We start from the raw sequence: 14772 nt of genomic DNA on the forward strand, positions 1-14772 counted from the left end.
TCTGTATTACGTGGACCGATTTCGCTGAATAATTTACCAACTACTTCATTATCACGCGTGCGAGCAAACGCTAAACGGCGGTTTGCTACACTGTCAGTCTTAGCCAGTGTGATTAAAGGTTCAATTACACGGCGCAACTCTTTAGCTTTAGGCAAAGTTGTTTTGATGATTTCATGTTTCACCAAAGAACCAGCCATGTTGCTGAACATCGCTTTGCGATGGCTGCTGTTACGGTTTAATTGACGACCACTCTTACGATGGCGCATGACCCTATCCTTCTAACTAAACTAATATAGTGATTTAGATTATTCAGCTAGGCTTGCAGGTGGCCAGTTTTCTAGGCGCATACCTAGAGATAGACCACGTGAAGCTAGCACGTCTTTAATTTCAGTTAGAGACTTCTTACCTAAGTTAGGCGTTTTAAGAAGCTCAACTTCAGTGCGCTGAACTAAATCACCGATATATTGAATTTGCTCGGCTTTCAAACAGTTTGCTGAACGTACTGTTAGTTCAAGATCATCAACTGGACGAAGTAGAATAGGATCGAATTCTGGCTTCTCTTCTTTCTCTTCTGGCTCAGTTACATCACGTAAATCTACGAATGCATCTAATTGCTCAGCTAAGATAGTAGACGCACGGCGGATCGCTTCTTCAGGATCTAAAGTGCCGTTTGTTTCCATATCAATGATTAACTTGTCTAAGTCTGTACGTTGCTCAACACGGGCTGATTCAACCGAGTACGCAATACGTTCAACTGGGCTGAATGATGCATCAAGCAGCAGACGACCAATTGGACGCTCATCGTCATCAGAGGATAAACGACTAGATGCCGGCACATAACCGCGACCGCGCTCAACACGAATACGCATGCTGATCTCGCTGCTATCTGTCGTAAGGTGACAGATAACGTGATCTGGGTTGGCGATAGTTACATCACCATCGTGCTGAATATCAGCCGCAGTCACAGGGCCTACACCAGATTTAGTCAGGGTCAGAAAAACTTCATCTTTGCCTTCTAAAGTTACTGCTAGACCTTTAAGGTTTAACAGAATTTCAATGATGTCTTCTTGTACGCCCTCTTTCGCGCTGTACTCATGCAATACACCGTCGATTTCAACTTCAGTTACTGCACATCCAGGCATAGATGATAACAGTATACGGCGTAAGGCATTACCCAAAGTGTGACCGAAGCCACGCTCTAATGGTTCTAAAACTACTTTAGAACGCGTTGGGTTGATAGCGTCGATATCGACTAACCTTGGTTTTAGGAATTCGGTAACAGAACCCTGCATTTTATCCTCTCTTAACTCTTAACTTTACTTAGAGTAAAGTTCGACGATTAGTTGTTCGTTAATGTCCGCAGACAGATCTGAACGCTCAGGTAGGCGCTTGAAGCTACCTTCCATTTTCTTACCGTCAACTTCAACCCAAGTCGGCTTTTCACGTTGCTCAGCCAACTCTAGAGCAGCGATGATACGTGCTTGTGTTTTAGACTTCTCACGAATCACAACAGTATCTTCTGGTGAGATTACGTATGAAGGAATGTTCACAACACGACCATTAACTAAGATCGCTTTGTGGCTAACTAACTGACGTGCTTCAGCACGTGTGCTAGCAAAACCCATGCGATATACAACATTGTCTAAACGTTGCTCTAAAAGCTGTAACAAGTTTTCACCTGTATTACCTTTAAGGCGAGCAGCTTCTTTGTAGTAGTTACGGAATTGCTTTTCTAATACACCGTAGATACGACGTACTTTTTGCTTTTCACGTAACTGTAAACCGTAATCAGATAAGCGACCTTTACGAGCGCCGTGCTGACCAGGTGCAGTCTCAAGTTTACACTTAGAGTCGATAGCTCTTACGCCGCTCTTAAGGAACAGGTCAGTACCTTCACGACGACTCAGCTTGAGCTTAGGGCCCAAATATCTTGCCATGTTATTTCTCCTAACCTATTGTTAAACGCGACGTTTCTTCGGTGGACGACAACCATTATGAGGGATTGGCGTCACGTCAGTGATGTTGGTGATACGGTAACCAGCAGCATTCAAAGCACGTACAGCAGATTCACGACCTGGACCTGGACCTTTAATGAAAACTTCTAGATTTTTTAAACCGTATTCTTGAGCAGCAGTACCTGCGCGCTCTGCAGCAACCTGAGCAGCGAATGGAGTAGATTTACGTGAACCACGGAAACCTGAACCACCTGCTGTAGCCCATGATAGTGCATTACCTTGACGGTCGGTAATTGTTACAATAGTGTTGTTGAAAGAAGCATGAACATGAGCCATACCATCAGCAACTTGCTTTTTAACCTTCTTACGACGAATTGGTGCTTTAGCCATAATCTACCCCACCTTATTTCTTGATAGGCTTGCGAGGACCCTTACGAGTACGCGCGTTAGTCTTAGTACGTTGACCACGAAGTGGTAACGAACGACGGTGACGTAGGCCACGGAAACAACCAAGGTCCATAAGGCGCTTGATATTTAATGTAACTTCACGACGAAGGTCACCTTCTACAGTGTACTTGCCAACTGCTTCACGCAATACGTCAAGTGTTTCGTCTGAAAGTTCACCGATTTTTGTGGTCTCGGCGATACCAGTCGCTGCTAAGATAGCCTTAGAGCGAGTCTTACCTATGCCATAAATAGCAGTTAAACCGATAACTGCATGTTTATGATCAGGGACGTTAATGCCAGCGATACGGGCCACTAACACATCTCCTATATTTGAATTTGGTTATCATCTGTTTGAAAAGCCCGTAAGGATACTCAAACGAAGACCAAATCACAACTAAAAACACAGGCCGAGTAAATAACTCAGCCTGCACGACTGTTTAATTAGCCTTGCCTTTGCTTGTGCTTAGGCTCACTGCAAATTACGCGTACTACACCAGCACGTTTAATAACTTTACAGTTACGGCATATTTTCTTAACGGAAGCACGTACTTTCATTGCTCAACTCCGTAAAATGACCTTATCGGCCGTAGCCTTTAAGGTTTGCTTTTTTCAGCACAGAATCATACTGATGTGACATCAGATGCGTCTGTACTTGTGCCATAAAGTCCATGATTACAACAACGATAATCAAAATTGATGTACCGCCGAAATAGAATGGCGTTTGCCATGCCATAGTCATGAATTCGGGCACCAGACAGATAAAGGTTATATACAAAGCACCTGCCAATGTCAGGCGTGTCATCACTTTATCAATGTATTTAGATGTCTGCTCACCTGGACGAATACCTGGGATAAATGCGCCAGATTTTTTCAGGTTATCTGCTGTTTCACGCGGGTTAAATACCAACGCGGTGTAGAAAAAGCAGAAGAAGATAATAGCCGCAGCTAAAACCATCGCATATAAAGGTTGACCTGGAGTCAACGTTGTTGCGATTGCTTGTAGCACATCAGCGACCGGACCTTCACCCTGGCCGAACCAGCTTGCAATTGTACCAGGGAACAGAATTATACTGCTAGCAAAGATTGGTGGAATAACACCCGCCATATTTACTTTCAACGGTAAGTGCGTGCTTTGAGCAGCAAATACCTGACGACCTTGTTGACGCTTCGCATAGTTTACAACAATACGACGTTGTCCACGTTCGAAGAATACAACTAGGTAAGTAACAGCGAATACGATTACAGCAATCAATAACAGTACAAGTACATTCAGATCACCTTGGCGCGCCATTTCGGCTGTCGAACCAATAGCAGACGGCAGGTTAGCTACGATACCAACAAAAATCAGAACCGAAATACCGTTACCGATACCACGTTCTGTAATTTGTTCGCCCAACCACATAAGGAACATAGTACCTGTTACTAAACTCACTACAGCAGTGAAGTAGAAACCGATACCTGGGTTAACAACTAACCCGTCCATCATGCCCGGTAAGCTTGTAGCAATACCGATAGATTGGATAGTAGCAAGCACAAGCGTGCCGTAGCGTGTATACTGGCTGATTTTCTTACGCCCTTGCTCACCTTCTTTCTTAAGCTCTATAAACGGCGGATACATATGCGTTAATAGTTGCGTAATAATTGAAGCCGAGATATACGGCATAATACCCAGTGCCAACACTGAGGCTCGCTCAAGCGCACCACCGCTGAACATGTTAAACATTTCAACAATGGTGCCCTTTTGTTGCTCGAAGAAATCGGCAAGTACAGCGGCGTCAATCCCAGGGATCGGCACGAATGAACCTAGACGGTAAATAATGATAGCACCTAATACAAATAGTAATCGACGCTTCAATTCCGAAAGCCCACTTTGTGCACTTTTCATATCTTGACCTGGTTTAGCCATTAGTACTTCCTTAGTCTTCTACCTTGCCTCCGGCAGCTTCGATAGCTTCGCGAGCACCTTTAGTCACTTTAAGACCTTTAACGGTAACTGCGCGTGAAACTTCGCCAGATTTAACTACTTTAACGAACTGGATGTTCTTTTTAACTAGACCAGCTGCTTGTAACGCGTTTACGTCTACTACATCGCCATCAACTTTAGCGATTTCAAAAAGGTTAACTTCAGTAGATACTAATGATTTACGTGAAGTGAAACCAAATTTAGGTAGACGACGTTGCATAGGCATTTGACCGCCTTCGAAACCAACGCGAACTTTACCGCCAGAACGTGATTTTTGGCCTTTATGACCACGGCCACCAGTCTTACCAAGACCAGAACCAATACCACGACCTAGACGTTTCTTTTCTGTTTTTGCACCAGCAGCAGGTGAAAGTGTATTCAAACGCATCGAATTAACCCTCAACCTTTACCATGTAAGAAACTTGGTTAATCATACCACGCACACATGCTGTGTCTTCTAACTCAACAGTGTGATTGATACGACGTAGACCAAGACCACGTAATGTAGCTTTATGCTTCGGTAAACGACCGATAGAGCTCTTTACTTGTGTTACTTTTACAGTTTTATTAGCCATGGTTTACCCCGTGATTTCGTCAACGCTAAGACCACGTTTAGCAGCGATTGACTCTGGAGAGTTCATGTTCTCTAGAGCAGCAATCGTTGCACGAACGATGTTGATCGGGTTAGTTGAACCGTATGCTTTTGACAATACGTTCTGTACACCAGTTACTTCTAGTACTGCACGCATCGCACCACCGGCGATGATACCTGTACCTTCAGAAGCAGGCTGCATGTATACTTTAGAACCCGCGTGGCGACCCTTGATTGGGTGCTGTAGCGTGTTACCGTTAAGGTCTACACTGATCATGTTGCGACGTGCTTTTTCCATTGCTTTTTGAATTGCAGCTGGAACTTCACGTGCTTTACCATAACCAAAACCTACTTTACCTGCGCCGTCACCAACTACAGTTAGTGCAGTGAAGCTAAAGATACGACCACCTTTAACCACTTTAGACACACGGTTTACCGCGATTAGCTTTTCAGCCAAATCAGGCTGTTGTTGCTTTGCTTCTACGTTAGCCATTGTCTACTCCTAGAATTGCAGACCGGCTTCACGCGCTGCATCAGCAAGCGCCTTCACACGGCCGTGATATTTAAAGCCACTGCGATCAAAAGCAATCTTTTCGATGCCTTTGTCAGCTGCACGTTCAGCAACCGCTTTACCAACTGCTTGAGCAGCCGCAACGTTACCTGTGCCTTTAACTGTTTCGCTAATTGCTTTTTCAACAGTAGAAGCAGCAGCCAGTACAGTACCCTCAGCAGTAACTACTTGAGCGTAAATGTGACGTGGCGTGCGGTGGATAACAAGACGCGTTGTGCCTTGTTCAATATAATTTCTACGAGTGCGTTTAGCACGACGTAGACGAGCTGTTTTTTTATCCATCGTCTTACCTTACTTCTTCTTAGCCTCTTTACGGCGTACATTCTCGTCCGCGTAACGAACACCTTTACCTTTATAAGGCTCAGGTTTACGGTATGCACGGATGTTAGCAGCTGTTTGACCAACTAACTGCTTGTCTACGCCCTTAACTAGAACTTCTGTTTGGCTTGGTGTTTCAATCGTAATACCTTCTGGTACTTCGAAATTAACTGGGTGTGAGAAACCAAGAGTTAAGTCTAATACTTTGCCCTTAGCTGCTGCACGGTAACCAACACCTACTAACTGAAGTTTCTTCTCGTAACCTTCATGCGTACCAACAACCATGTTGTTGATTAGAGCGCGAGCAGTACCTGCTTGTGCCCATGCATTAGCTACGCCTTCACGAGGTAAAGTTGTAATAACGTTGTCGTTAACTTGAACTTCAACAGCGTCGTTGATAGTACGAGTTAATTCACCGTTTTTGCCTTTAACTGTGATGTCCTGGCCTTTTAATGTAACTTCTACACCGGCAGGAACATTGATTGGTGCCTTTGCTATGCGAGACATAGTTCCCCTCCGATTAAGCTACAAAGCCAATGATCTCACCACCAACGCCGGCACTACGTGCTGCGCGGTCTGTCATTAGGCCTTTAGAAGTTGATACGATAGCGATACCAAGACCACCCATTACCTTTGGTAATTCGTCACGTTTCTTATAGATACGTAGACCAGGGCGGCTAACACGCTGGATATTTTCAATAACAGCTTTGCCTTCGAAATATTTTAATTCGATAGAAAGCTCAGGCTTCGCTTCACCGCTTACAGCGTAATCTGCGATATAACCTTCATCTTTTAATACTTTAGCTACTGCTACTTTCAGTTTTGAAGTTGGCATCGTTACTGATACTTTCTTCGCTGACTGACCGTTACGGATACGTGTAAACAAATCCGCAATAGGATCTTGCAAGCTCATAGTCTTACTCCCGTGATACTATTACCAGCTAGCCTTTTTAAGGCCAGGAATTTCACCGCGCATAGCTGCTTCGCGAACTTTAATACGGCTCATGCCGAATTTGCGAAGGTAACCATGTGGGCGGCCCGTAACGTTACAACGATTACGTTGACGTGAAGGGCTAGAATCACGTGGTAAAGCTTGTAGCTTTAATACCGCGTCCCAACGATCATCGTCAGATGTATTAACATCACTGATGATAGCTTTTAGTGCCGCACGCTTTTCAGCATACTGAGCAACTAATTTAGTGCGCTTTGCTTCGCGCGCTTTCATAGAATTCTTTGCCATAACCCTACCCTTATTTCTTGAATGGGAAGTTAAACGCTTCTAACAACGCACGGCCTTCATCATCTGTTTTCGCAGAAGTAGTGATAGTGATATCAAGACCACGTACACGGTCTACTTTATCATAATCGATTTCTGGGAAGATGATTTGCTCACGTACGCCCATGCTGTAGTTACCACGTCCATCAAAAGACTTAGCACTTACACCACGGAAGTCACGAATACGTGGGATAGCGATTGAAACCAAACGCTCAAAAAAGTCCCACATACGCTCGCCACGTAGGGTTACTTTACAACCAATTGGGTAACCTTCACGCACTTTGAAGCCTGCAACTGATTTGCGTGCTTTAGTGATTAGAGGTTTCTGACCAGAGATTGCTTCTAGATCCGCAACAGCGTTATCTAGGATCTTCTTGTCAGCTAGAGCTTCGCCCACACCCATATTTAATGTGATCTTTTCGATCTGAGGGACTTGCATGACAGAGCTGAAACCAAACTTCTCTTGAAGCTCAGCAACTACTTTGTCTTTATATACTTCATGCAGTTTCGCCATCATTCTACTCCAACTATTAGATAGTTTTACCAGTAGATTTAAAGATACGTAATTTCTTACCATCTTCAATCTTGAAACCTACACGATCTGCTTTACCCGTTTCCGAGTTGTAGATCGCAACGTTTGATACGTCGATAGACGCTTCTTTCTCAACAATACCGCCAGCTTGGTTCAACTGAGGAACAGGCTTTTGGTGCTTCTTGATTAAGTTGATGCCTTCGACAAATACTCGACCAGATTCAGCAACAACTGAAAGCACTTTACCGCGCTTACCTTTGTCTTTGCCTGCTAGTACGATTACTTCGTCATCACGACGGATTTTTGCTGCCATGATAGACTCCTTATAGTACTTCTGGTGCTAGTGAAACGATTTTCATGAACTTTTCAGTACGAAGTTCACGAGTCACAGGGCCGAAGATACGAGTACCAATTGGCTGTAAGTTATCGTTTAAGATAACAGCCGCATTGCTATCGAAACGGATCAAAGAACCGTCCGGACGACGAACGCCTTTTTTAGTACGCACAACTACCGCGTTTTTAACATCACCTTTCTTCACTTTACCGCGAGGAATTGCTTCTTTTACAGAAACTTTGATGATATCGCCAACCGCTGCATAGCGACGGTGCGAACCGCCAAGGACTTTAATACACTGCACTTTGCGAGCGCCGCTGTTATCAGCAACGTCCAGCTGAGTTTGCATTTGGATCATGTTAATGACCTCCGGTGTAGAAATTACAACACGCCTTAATTTTGTTTAAAATCAAGACATTTCGGTTAAATTCCACTCAAAAAACAAGCAAGTTGTCTCTTAAGGGCGGGCAATTGTAGCAGCAATGGCAAGGAAGTGGTAGGTTATTTTTTAATTAATTTGGAATTAATCGCAATGCCTGCATTGAGGAATTACAGCAGCTTGCTGGTTTGTTATTGATTATAAAACAAACAGGGCGCAAATGCGCCCTGTTTTTGACTTTAATTAAATTTTTATTAATTACCAAATAGACCTTTTAATTTGTCTTTAATTTTATCTTTGGCTTTTTCTTTCACTTCTTCTTTAGCCGCATCACTTACATCGAGCTTATAGCCAACATCATGGAATGGACCTTTGATACGCAGTGGAATTTTAAACCCTGTACTGTCATCGGTCGTGCCTTGCCCTTCGATTGAATCAACAATACCTGTTACTAAACGGTAATCAACTGTCGTCATTGGTAAATCAACCTTACCTGAGCCAGTAATACGAATAAGCGGGCTAAGTAGTGACAAGTCTTTATTTTCACCAACACCGTTAGTGAATACAAAGCTACCCTGCAATGCCGAGAAATCTGTTTGCTGTGAGTTATCAAAGCCAGTATCTAAACCTTCTGATACCGCACTTAAGTTACCTTTAATGAGCTCTTTGGCTTTACGAACCATTTCTGCAATGTTGGCACCTTTCACTGCGCCATCAGCAAACTCAAAGGCTAACTTACCATTCAAGGCATTGATGAAGCTCTTTTGACTTTGGCCTGTAGTCGTTAGATCCCAGTTTAGAGAGCCTTTACCCATTAACTTATCGAAACCAGCCGCATCAGTCAGTAATGGCTGTGCATCGATTTTATCTAAAGCGAAGTTGGTGCTAATTTTATACGGTATTTGCTTGGCATTGACCGTGATTACACCTTTACCATTACCCTCGTAAGCAACAAACTTATCTAGGCTGATTTTAGCTAGTGCATTTTTCAGGTTTACCGTTAACTGGTTTTCACCAAGGGTAATATCATTTGCTTTTAAGCCACTTGAACGCACGACTACATTTGCATCTAGTGCGTTTAAGCCGCTCATATCAATTGCAGTATCATCCCAAACAATTGGCTGTGCAGGCGCATCTGCTGCAGGCTTTGCTTGTTCTTCTTTAGCTACGCCCTCAGGTAAGTAAGGGTTTAAATCAAGCATGCCTAAATCAATATCGGCATTCACAGCTAAACGGTCACCAAGCTTAATATCGCTTTTACCTTTAATTTGTAGCTCATCTAACGTGGCAAGTAGCTCAGTGAGTTTAAACTGCTGCCCTTTTAGGTGCATTGAACCTTTTATATTAAAGGCATTAAACGCATTTTCTTTTGCATTAAGCTCAACACCTTGCCAGCTTGCAATGTTTTTAACTGAATCACCGCTAACAGAAAGAAGCCCTTGCACGTCATTGCCCATTTCTGCAATTGCACCTTTAAAGTTCAAATCGACTAGGCGAGAATCAAGCTCTGTGCTGACATTAAAGGTTTCGCCTTCAATCGCTTTTACTGGTGTATCTAGCGTGACATCTAAGTTAAAGCGCTCACCCATATAGGTAATACCGCCTTTTAATTCTAAGGTCTTACGAAGAGAAGGTAATAAGATGGCTAATTCTAAATCACTTATCTGTTGTTTGGCCCCGGTTTTACCATCTAGGTAAGTGAAAGTGCCGCCATAGATTGCTACTTCACCAAGTTCGATATCAAAGTTATCTGGTAAGTTAACAGCGCCAGAACTTTTTTGCTGCTCTGTTTGTGGTTGCTCAGCAACGGCATCAAATAACTGCCAGTTTGCTTTACCATTTTTATCGGTTTCTAATAAAATCGTTGGTTCGTTAATAACAAACTTATCTAGCTTAAACTCACCGCCAAATAGCGACATCCACGGGATACGGATAGCAAGTTGCTGCATGCTTGCCATATCTTTTTGCGAGCCAGTTTGCATATTGGCAAAGTGTACATCATTCAGTTCGAGCTTTAATGATGGAAATACCGACAGCTTTTTATCGCCATTAATTGTCAGACTACGACCTGTGGTTTGTTCTACTTGCTCCGATACTTTATTAAATATCGCGTCTGTAGGTATGAGGAATGGTGCTGCGACTACCAATACAATTAGTAATACGAAAATGACACCAACGATTTTCAATAAGGTTTTCATAATCATCCTTAAAAATGGGCAAACAATGTTCATATCATAGCGGGAGTTAGGCGCAAATGCATTGCCCAACACATAAAAAGCTTTGTAAACAAGCTTAGGTACAAGAATATGAATAAGCGCTGAAATTTTTTGATACCTACAGGTTACAAAAAAACTTGACCACATGATACCCTAGGGTTACATTGATACCTGTAGGTTACATTTGAGTTGAAAATAAAAGGAAACGATTATGTCTAAGCAAGATATCAAAACGGAAGAAAAGTTTATGAGTCATAACGCATGGTTTTCAATATTCATGGGAGTCACGTTATTAATTATTAGTGTTTACCCAATGCTCAAGCAAACATCAGTTCCTTTACTGTTTATTGGTGGTGCCGCATTTATTGGTTCATTCTTTATGTTTGTGATTCGAGGTGGATTTACATGGAAACTTGGCTATCGCCTTACGTATAAGGATGAATTTTTAAATACGATTGATACCATCGCTTATAAACATGTTGTGCTTGGATTACTTTTTAGCATGGGGGCGATTTTTTTATTGTCTGATGAACTTGCTTTAAATGTATCTCATAGCATGATGGCCACATTTTACCTTGCCTTGATGTGTTTAATATATGGTGTATCAATTATTTGGCAAAGTAGAGACTAGGTGTAAAAGTGCAAAATAATATCGCTAAATTCCGTAAAGATAAGGGGTTATCGCAGCAAGAACTTGCTGATGCCATTGCAGTATCACGTAAAACTATTAGCACAGTTGAAACAGGCCGCTTTATACCCTCAGTGATTATTGCGTTAAAAATTGCTGCTCACTTTGAAGTGGCCGTTGAGCAATTATTTACACTCGATGACAACGATTAATCTAAAAATCAGTGGCAATCTTACTTATAAATTATCAGTAAGATTGCATCATTTCATTACTTCGGTATGATGCACGACCCTGTTGTTTTTGCACCCTGTGTACTAAAATTAAACAACCCAATTTGGTCAAAACTGGAGTATCGATTAAGCATGAAGAAACTGCTTATTTCACCGTCAAAAATGGCGCTTGGCGAGCAAGAAAGTCAAATTTATCAAAACATCCTCAAGCAAGCCTCTGATATCAGCTTAAACCTAATGGCAGTTAAAGTAGAAAATCATCCTGAAGACTTTTTAGGTTGGTGCTATGAGCTATTAAGTGCAAGCCGCGATCGCATTAATTACGATCTATTAGAAGATAAGCAACTTCCTACGCTAAAAAAACTTCATGACTTATTAATTTCTGCAATCAGCTTTTTGCAGTTAAAAACCTTAAGGGTTGCGCCATGGCCGGTTATCGCAGGCTTCATCGAACAGCATCAAGAGCTAATAGCACTTGATGAGCAACTACGCTTAGCTAATTACATTGCTGCAATTAAATCGCAATCACTGAAAGAGATGATCCCAGAAGACCGTTTAGCTTTTTCTGGTAAACACAGTGCCTCGCTTGATCCAAGCAGCTATAACTTCGACGTTGAATGGTTTGCTTCTACCAAGAACGCAAAAGGTTTCCACCAAATGTTGAGTGATTTACCTGGCGCATTTGATGAAGCGCTTGCACACATTCCACTGGAGGGTGAAGTAACGCAAGAACATTATCAGCATTTTATGGTTGCTTACTTCATGGCATTTAATGGCAGCGATGAAAAACCAACGCTTGCTCCTGCTACTCGCTTACTTGCGATGCGCCGACCTGACGTGTTTACACCAATCGTAAATAGTAAGCTCGATGCTCTTTGTGCGGCATTAGGCATTACTAAGCTTAATAACCGCGATTTTGAGCGCTACTGGCAAGATGTTGTCGAAGCCATTCATAGTATGCCTTGGTTCAAAATGGCCAACGCAGCAAATGAGCTTGAACACTCTCTGGTTGAAATCAAAGCCCTATTACCGAGCTTCTTTTATTATGCAGATAAAAGTACCGCTGATAACTCAAACTATATTAAGTTGTTAAACAAACCTAAGAGTACCACGAGCTCAGCAGGTAAAAAGACCGTACGCCGTGGCAAAGAATCAGCTGAGATACTGGTAGACCGCGCACTAGCAAGCGATGATATCCCTGAACATATCAAAGCTAAGCGCGATTCAATCATCAGTGAAGTTGAAAAAGGCCGCAGCGTCGAAGAAACAATTAGTCTAATGCGTGCAATTTTTGGCTAAGTCACTCTCAAACAAGAAAAACCTGGTTGCTTCGCAATTGTGCAACCAGGTTATTTTTTGCACCACGCAAGTGCGCATGAATAATTCAAAGAAAACTAATTTTTAAAAAATAGTAAGCTTAATAGGCTGTTTTTAAAGTAGTTAAGCATAAAATATCCCTTCCAAAAGTAACTTGGCACAACCAGTGCTACATCGTATCCAGACAACACATAATTATGTCCGCAAACAATAATCAGGCTGCAACCTGAACTAGGGCAAAATCAACATAACAACAGGATACAGAAACATGCTAAAACTAAAAAAAACGTTCGCAGCAAGCGCAATTGCGCTATTAACGTTAAGCTCTACATATACTTATGCTGAAGTAACAGCTAATGCAGCAGCGACTTCTAACTACTTGTGGCGTGGCCAAGAACAAACAGGCGGCGATGCAGCTATCCAAGGCGGCATCGATTACGCTAATGAATCAGGCTTTTATGCAGGTACTTGGGTATCGAATGCAAGCTGGGCTGAAGACATGACTTACGAGTTAGATCTTTATGCTGGTTTTGGCGGTGACATTAATGAAACCGTTAGCTATGACGTTGGTTATATATATTATGCGTATCCAGATGCAGCATCATCTGCTGATGCTGATTTTTCAGAAATCTACGGTAGCATCAGCATGGGCAGCTTCACCTTTGGTGCAGCAATATTAGCAACATCAGCAGCAAGCGGTGACGGTACAGATTTTGGTGATTCACTTTATTTAAATGCTGACTACAGCTTCCCAGTAGGAAGTACTGGCGCAGAAATGGCTCTTCATGTTGGCCATTACTCTGGTGATTTCATCGGTGATGATGACATCATCGACTACGGTGTTTCAGTATCTAAAGATGGCTTTACATTTGGTCTTGCCGACAACGATATAGATGGTTCAGATGTAAAAGTGTACGTCGCTTACGCGGTTGACTTCACTTTATAAAGAATGTGTTACTTGCTGCAACACGAAGGGCCGTAAGGCCCTTTTCTCGTTTTGGACTTTACGTTTTAAGGCACACTATGACCGGTTGAGCCTTGCCAAATGCGATACCATTGTTCACGATTCATAGTAAGCTGCTTAGCTTCAACAGCTGATTTAACACGCTCAATATTACCCGTACCGAGTACCACAGACGGTGCACTCGGGTGCATTAACAGCCAAGCATAAACAACCTGATCAATGGCAGTAGCACCAATTTCAGCACCAACCTGCTCTAACACTGCACGTAAACGTACCGCTTTTTCATCATCACTTGAGAATAAACGACCCCCTGCTAATGGTGACCAAAGCATAGGTTTGATATCAAGCAATTGGCATTGGTCTAAGCTACCATCGTCAAGCGCTTTCATTTCGTAAGGTGAAAACTCAATTTGATTAGTCACAAGCTCAAAGTCTAAACGCGACTGCAACAAGCTAAGTTGCGATGGCGTAAAGTTAGACACACCAAAATCAATCACATCACCATTTGCTTTTAGGGTATTAAATGCTTCTGCCATTTCATCGGCATTCATCAAGTAATCAGGACGATGAATAAGTAATACATCTAAACGATCAGTATTGAAGTTTTTAAGTGACTGCTGTGCTGAGGCAATAATATGCGCGGCACTTGAGTCATAATGATTTGCTTTGCCTTGCAACCCTAGGCTTGCAAAGGCAGGCTTGATACCACACTTGGTGATTATTTTGATTTCATCACGAATGCTTGGTTTTAGTTTAAGTGCTTTGCCAAATTCAGCTTCACAACCGTATTCACCGTAAATGTCAGCATGATCGGTATGTGAAACCCCCATATCGATTGCATTTTCTAAAAAGCTTAAGCATTGCTGTGGCGTTATCTGCCAATCTAACAAACGCCAAAACCCCAATACCAACTCATCAATACAACGTACATTACAATTCGCCATAACGACCTACTTTTCCTAATAAACTCGACTCAAATTAACCGCTTAACCTTATCACAGATTTACTAATCACATCTGTTAACATACAGTTACAAAACAAATTGCTAAT

At 42.4% G+C, this 14772-nt stretch carries 23 protein-coding genes (1 of these 23 running past the window's edge); 4 read left to right on the plus strand and 19 right to left on the minus strand.

Going from position 1 to position 14772, the window contains the following annotated elements; all coding sequences use genetic code 11:
• The 18 genes from rplQ to QL229_RS15210 all read right to left on the minus strand — a co-directional run.
• Positions 1 to 266 carry the 5' portion of a 50S ribosomal protein L17 gene (gene rplQ, locus QL229_RS15125; RefSeq protein WP_004589197.1) on the minus strand. 136 nt of this gene lie to the left of the window's left edge, so only the first 266 of its 402 coding nucleotides appear in the window; the start codon lies at positions 264 to 266; the stop codon falls past the left edge of the window.
• A 39-nt stretch (positions 267 to 305) separates the two neighbouring features.
• Positions 306 to 1292, minus strand: a complete 987-nt coding sequence (rpoA, locus tag QL229_RS15130; protein WP_004589198.1) for a DNA-directed RNA polymerase subunit alpha — start codon at positions 1290 to 1292, stop codon at positions 306 to 308.
• Positions 1293 to 1316: 24 nt separating this feature from the next.
• Positions 1317 to 1937 carry a 30S ribosomal protein S4 gene (gene rpsD / locus QL229_RS15135; RefSeq protein WP_135922848.1) on the minus strand — a complete coding sequence of 207 codons (621 nt, stop codon included), beginning with the start codon at positions 1935 to 1937 and terminating at the stop codon, positions 1317 to 1319.
• Between the two features lie 21 nt (positions 1938 to 1958).
• A complete protein-coding gene (gene rpsK, locus QL229_RS15140; protein WP_036974009.1) occupies positions 1959 to 2345 on the minus strand; it encodes a 30S ribosomal protein S11 in 387 nt (128 codons plus the stop codon).
• A gap of 13 nt (positions 2346 to 2358) precedes the next feature.
• Positions 2359 to 2715 carry a 30S ribosomal protein S13 gene (rpsM, locus tag QL229_RS15145; RefSeq protein ID WP_036974011.1) on the minus strand — a complete coding sequence of 119 codons (357 nt, stop codon included), beginning with the start codon at positions 2713 to 2715 and terminating at the stop codon, positions 2359 to 2361.
• Positions 2716 to 2843: 128 nt separating this feature from the next.
• Positions 2844 to 2957 (minus strand): 50S ribosomal protein L36, encoded by a 114-nt coding sequence (gene rpmJ / locus QL229_RS15150; protein WP_002959476.1) that lies wholly within the window; start codon positions 2955 to 2957, stop codon positions 2844 to 2846.
• Between the two features lie 22 nt (positions 2958 to 2979).
• A complete protein-coding gene (gene secY / locus QL229_RS15155; RefSeq protein ID WP_036974013.1) occupies positions 2980 to 4308 on the minus strand; it encodes a preprotein translocase subunit SecY in 1329 nt (442 codons plus the stop codon).
• Between the two features lie 10 nt (positions 4309 to 4318).
• Positions 4319 to 4753, minus strand: a complete 435-nt coding sequence (gene rplO, locus QL229_RS15160; protein WP_135922849.1) for a 50S ribosomal protein L15 — start codon at positions 4751 to 4753, stop codon at positions 4319 to 4321.
• Positions 4754 to 4757: 4 nt separating this feature from the next.
• On the minus strand, positions 4758 to 4940 hold the full coding sequence (gene rpmD, locus QL229_RS15165) for a 50S ribosomal protein L30 (RefSeq protein WP_016710201.1): 183 nt from the start codon (positions 4938 to 4940) through the stop codon (positions 4758 to 4760).
• A gap of 3 nt (positions 4941 to 4943) precedes the next feature.
• Positions 4944 to 5450, minus strand: a complete 507-nt coding sequence (gene rpsE, locus QL229_RS15170) for a 30S ribosomal protein S5 (protein ID WP_036974018.1) — start codon at positions 5448 to 5450, stop codon at positions 4944 to 4946.
• 9 nt (positions 5451 to 5459) lie between these two features.
• Positions 5460 to 5810, minus strand: a complete 351-nt coding sequence (rplR, locus tag QL229_RS15175; protein ID WP_036974021.1) for a 50S ribosomal protein L18 — start codon at positions 5808 to 5810, stop codon at positions 5460 to 5462.
• A 9-nt stretch (positions 5811 to 5819) separates the two neighbouring features.
• Complete coding sequence (rplF, locus tag QL229_RS15180; RefSeq protein ID WP_054554387.1) at positions 5820 to 6353, minus strand: 50S ribosomal protein L6; 534 nt, start codon at positions 6351 to 6353, stop codon at positions 5820 to 5822.
• A 13-nt stretch (positions 6354 to 6366) separates the two neighbouring features.
• Positions 6367 to 6759 (minus strand): 30S ribosomal protein S8, encoded by a 393-nt coding sequence (rpsH, locus tag QL229_RS15185; RefSeq protein WP_063702326.1) that lies wholly within the window; start codon positions 6757 to 6759, stop codon positions 6367 to 6369.
• A gap of 21 nt (positions 6760 to 6780) precedes the next feature.
• Positions 6781 to 7086 (minus strand): 30S ribosomal protein S14, encoded by a 306-nt coding sequence (gene rpsN / locus QL229_RS15190; RefSeq protein WP_135922850.1) that lies wholly within the window; start codon positions 7084 to 7086, stop codon positions 6781 to 6783.
• Between the two features lie 10 nt (positions 7087 to 7096).
• Entirely contained in the window at positions 7097 to 7636 is a 540-nt protein-coding gene (gene rplE / locus QL229_RS15195) for a 50S ribosomal protein L5 (protein WP_058586187.1), read from the minus strand.
• A 16-nt stretch (positions 7637 to 7652) separates the two neighbouring features.
• Positions 7653 to 7967 carry a 50S ribosomal protein L24 gene (gene rplX / locus QL229_RS15200; RefSeq protein WP_054554391.1) on the minus strand — a complete coding sequence of 105 codons (315 nt, stop codon included), beginning with the start codon at positions 7965 to 7967 and terminating at the stop codon, positions 7653 to 7655.
• Between the two features lie 10 nt (positions 7968 to 7977).
• Entirely contained in the window at positions 7978 to 8346 is a 369-nt protein-coding gene (rplN, locus tag QL229_RS15205) for a 50S ribosomal protein L14 (protein ID WP_010378257.1), read from the minus strand.
• A 275-nt stretch (positions 8347 to 8621) separates the two neighbouring features.
• On the minus strand, positions 8622 to 10565 hold the full coding sequence (locus QL229_RS15210) for an AsmA family protein (protein WP_281547132.1): 1944 nt from the start codon (positions 10563 to 10565) through the stop codon (positions 8622 to 8624).
• A gap of 229 nt (positions 10566 to 10794) precedes the next feature.
• Here QL229_RS15210 and QL229_RS15215 point away from each other — a divergent pair, with 229 nt between their 5' ends.
• The 4 genes from QL229_RS15215 (at position 10795) to QL229_RS15230 (ending at position 13704) form a co-directional block, all read left to right on the plus strand.
• Complete coding sequence (locus QL229_RS15215) at positions 10795 to 11214, plus strand: hypothetical protein (protein WP_138558499.1); 420 nt, start codon at positions 10795 to 10797, stop codon at positions 11212 to 11214.
• Between the two features lie 8 nt (positions 11215 to 11222).
• The gene (locus QL229_RS15220; protein WP_135922853.1) at positions 11223 to 11423 is read left to right on the plus strand and encodes a helix-turn-helix transcriptional regulator; all 201 of its coding nucleotides are present in this window, start codon (positions 11223 to 11225) and stop codon (positions 11421 to 11423) included.
• Positions 11424 to 11573: 150 nt separating this feature from the next.
• On the plus strand, positions 11574 to 12740 hold the full coding sequence (locus QL229_RS15225; protein WP_281547133.1) for a hypothetical protein: 1167 nt from the start codon (positions 11574 to 11576) through the stop codon (positions 12738 to 12740).
• Positions 12741 to 13026: 286 nt separating this feature from the next.
• Positions 13027 to 13704 (plus strand): TorF family putative porin, encoded by a 678-nt coding sequence (locus QL229_RS15230; protein WP_135922855.1) that lies wholly within the window; start codon positions 13027 to 13029, stop codon positions 13702 to 13704.
• 65 nt (positions 13705 to 13769) lie between these two features.
• Here the strand turns inward: QL229_RS15230 and QL229_RS15235 are convergent, their stop codons facing one another.
• Complete coding sequence (locus QL229_RS15235) at positions 13770 to 14666, minus strand: aldo/keto reductase (protein ID WP_138558497.1); 897 nt, start codon at positions 14664 to 14666, stop codon at positions 13770 to 13772.
• Positions 14667 to 14772: the final 106 nt, after the last annotated feature.

This window comes from Pseudoalteromonas sp. PAR1 (assembly GCF_947311895.1).
In the GTDB taxonomy this organism is placed as follows: domain Bacteria; phylum Pseudomonadota; class Gammaproteobacteria; order Enterobacterales; family Alteromonadaceae; genus Pseudoalteromonas; species Pseudoalteromonas lipolytica_C.

Excerpts from the sequence above, each read along its gene's own strand:
- rpsE (WP_036974018.1), bottom strand. The coding sequence starts at position 5,450 with ATGGCTAACGTAGAAGCAAAGCAACAACAGCCTGATTTGGCTGAAAAG.
- rplO (WP_135922849.1), bottom strand. The coding sequence starts at position 4,753 with ATGCGTTTGAATACACTTTCACCTGCTGCTGGTGCAAAAACAGAAAAG.
- QL229_RS15215 (WP_138558499.1), top strand. The coding sequence starts at position 10,795 with ATGTCTAAGCAAGATATCAAAACGGAAGAAAAGTTTATGAGTCATAAC.
- rpmD (WP_016710201.1), bottom strand. The coding sequence starts at position 4,940 with ATGGCTAATAAAACTGTAAAAGTAACACAAGTAAAGAGCTCTATCGGT.
- rpmJ (WP_002959476.1), bottom strand. The coding sequence starts at position 2,957 with ATGAAAGTACGTGCTTCCGTTAAGAAAATATGCCGTAACTGTAAAGTT.
- rplX (WP_054554391.1), bottom strand. The coding sequence starts at position 7,967 with ATGGCAGCAAAAATCCGTCGTGATGACGAAGTAATCGTACTAGCAGGC.
- rplF (WP_054554387.1), bottom strand. The coding sequence starts at position 6,353 with ATGTCTCGCATAGCAAAGGCACCAATCAATGTTCCTGCCGGTGTAGAA.
- QL229_RS15225 (WP_281547133.1), top strand. The coding sequence starts at position 11,574 with ATGAAGAAACTGCTTATTTCACCGTCAAAAATGGCGCTTGGCGAGCAA.
- rpoA (WP_004589198.1), bottom strand. The coding sequence starts at position 1,292 with ATGCAGGGTTCTGTTACCGAATTCCTAAAACCAAGGTTAGTCGATATC.
- rplE (WP_058586187.1), bottom strand. The coding sequence starts at position 7,636 with ATGGCGAAACTGCATGAAGTATATAAAGACAAAGTAGTTGCTGAGCTT.
- rplR (WP_036974021.1), bottom strand. The coding sequence starts at position 5,810 with ATGGATAAAAAAACAGCTCGTCTACGTCGTGCTAAACGCACTCGTAGA.
- secY (WP_036974013.1), bottom strand. The coding sequence starts at position 4,308 with ATGGCTAAACCAGGTCAAGATATGAAAAGTGCACAAAGTGGGCTTTCG.
- rpsN (WP_135922850.1), bottom strand. The coding sequence starts at position 7,086 with ATGGCAAAGAATTCTATGAAAGCGCGCGAAGCAAAGCGCACTAAATTA.
- QL229_RS15235 (WP_138558497.1), bottom strand. The coding sequence starts at position 14,666 with ATGGCGAATTGTAATGTACGTTGTATTGATGAGTTGGTATTGGGGTTT.
- rpsK (WP_036974009.1), bottom strand. The coding sequence starts at position 2,345 with ATGGCTAAAGCACCAATTCGTCGTAAGAAGGTTAAAAAGCAAGTTGCT.
- rplN (WP_010378257.1), bottom strand. The coding sequence starts at position 8,346 with ATGATCCAAATGCAAACTCAGCTGGACGTTGCTGATAACAGCGGCGCT.
- QL229_RS15230 (WP_135922855.1), top strand. The coding sequence starts at position 13,027 with ATGCTAAAACTAAAAAAAACGTTCGCAGCAAGCGCAATTGCGCTATTA.
- rpsH (WP_063702326.1), bottom strand. The coding sequence starts at position 6,759 with ATGAGCTTGCAAGATCCTATTGCGGATTTGTTTACACGTATCCGTAAC.
- rpsD (WP_135922848.1), bottom strand. The coding sequence starts at position 1,937 with ATGGCAAGATATTTGGGCCCTAAGCTCAAGCTGAGTCGTCGTGAAGGT.
- QL229_RS15210 (WP_281547132.1), bottom strand. The coding sequence starts at position 10,565 with ATGAAAACCTTATTGAAAATCGTTGGTGTCATTTTCGTATTACTAATT.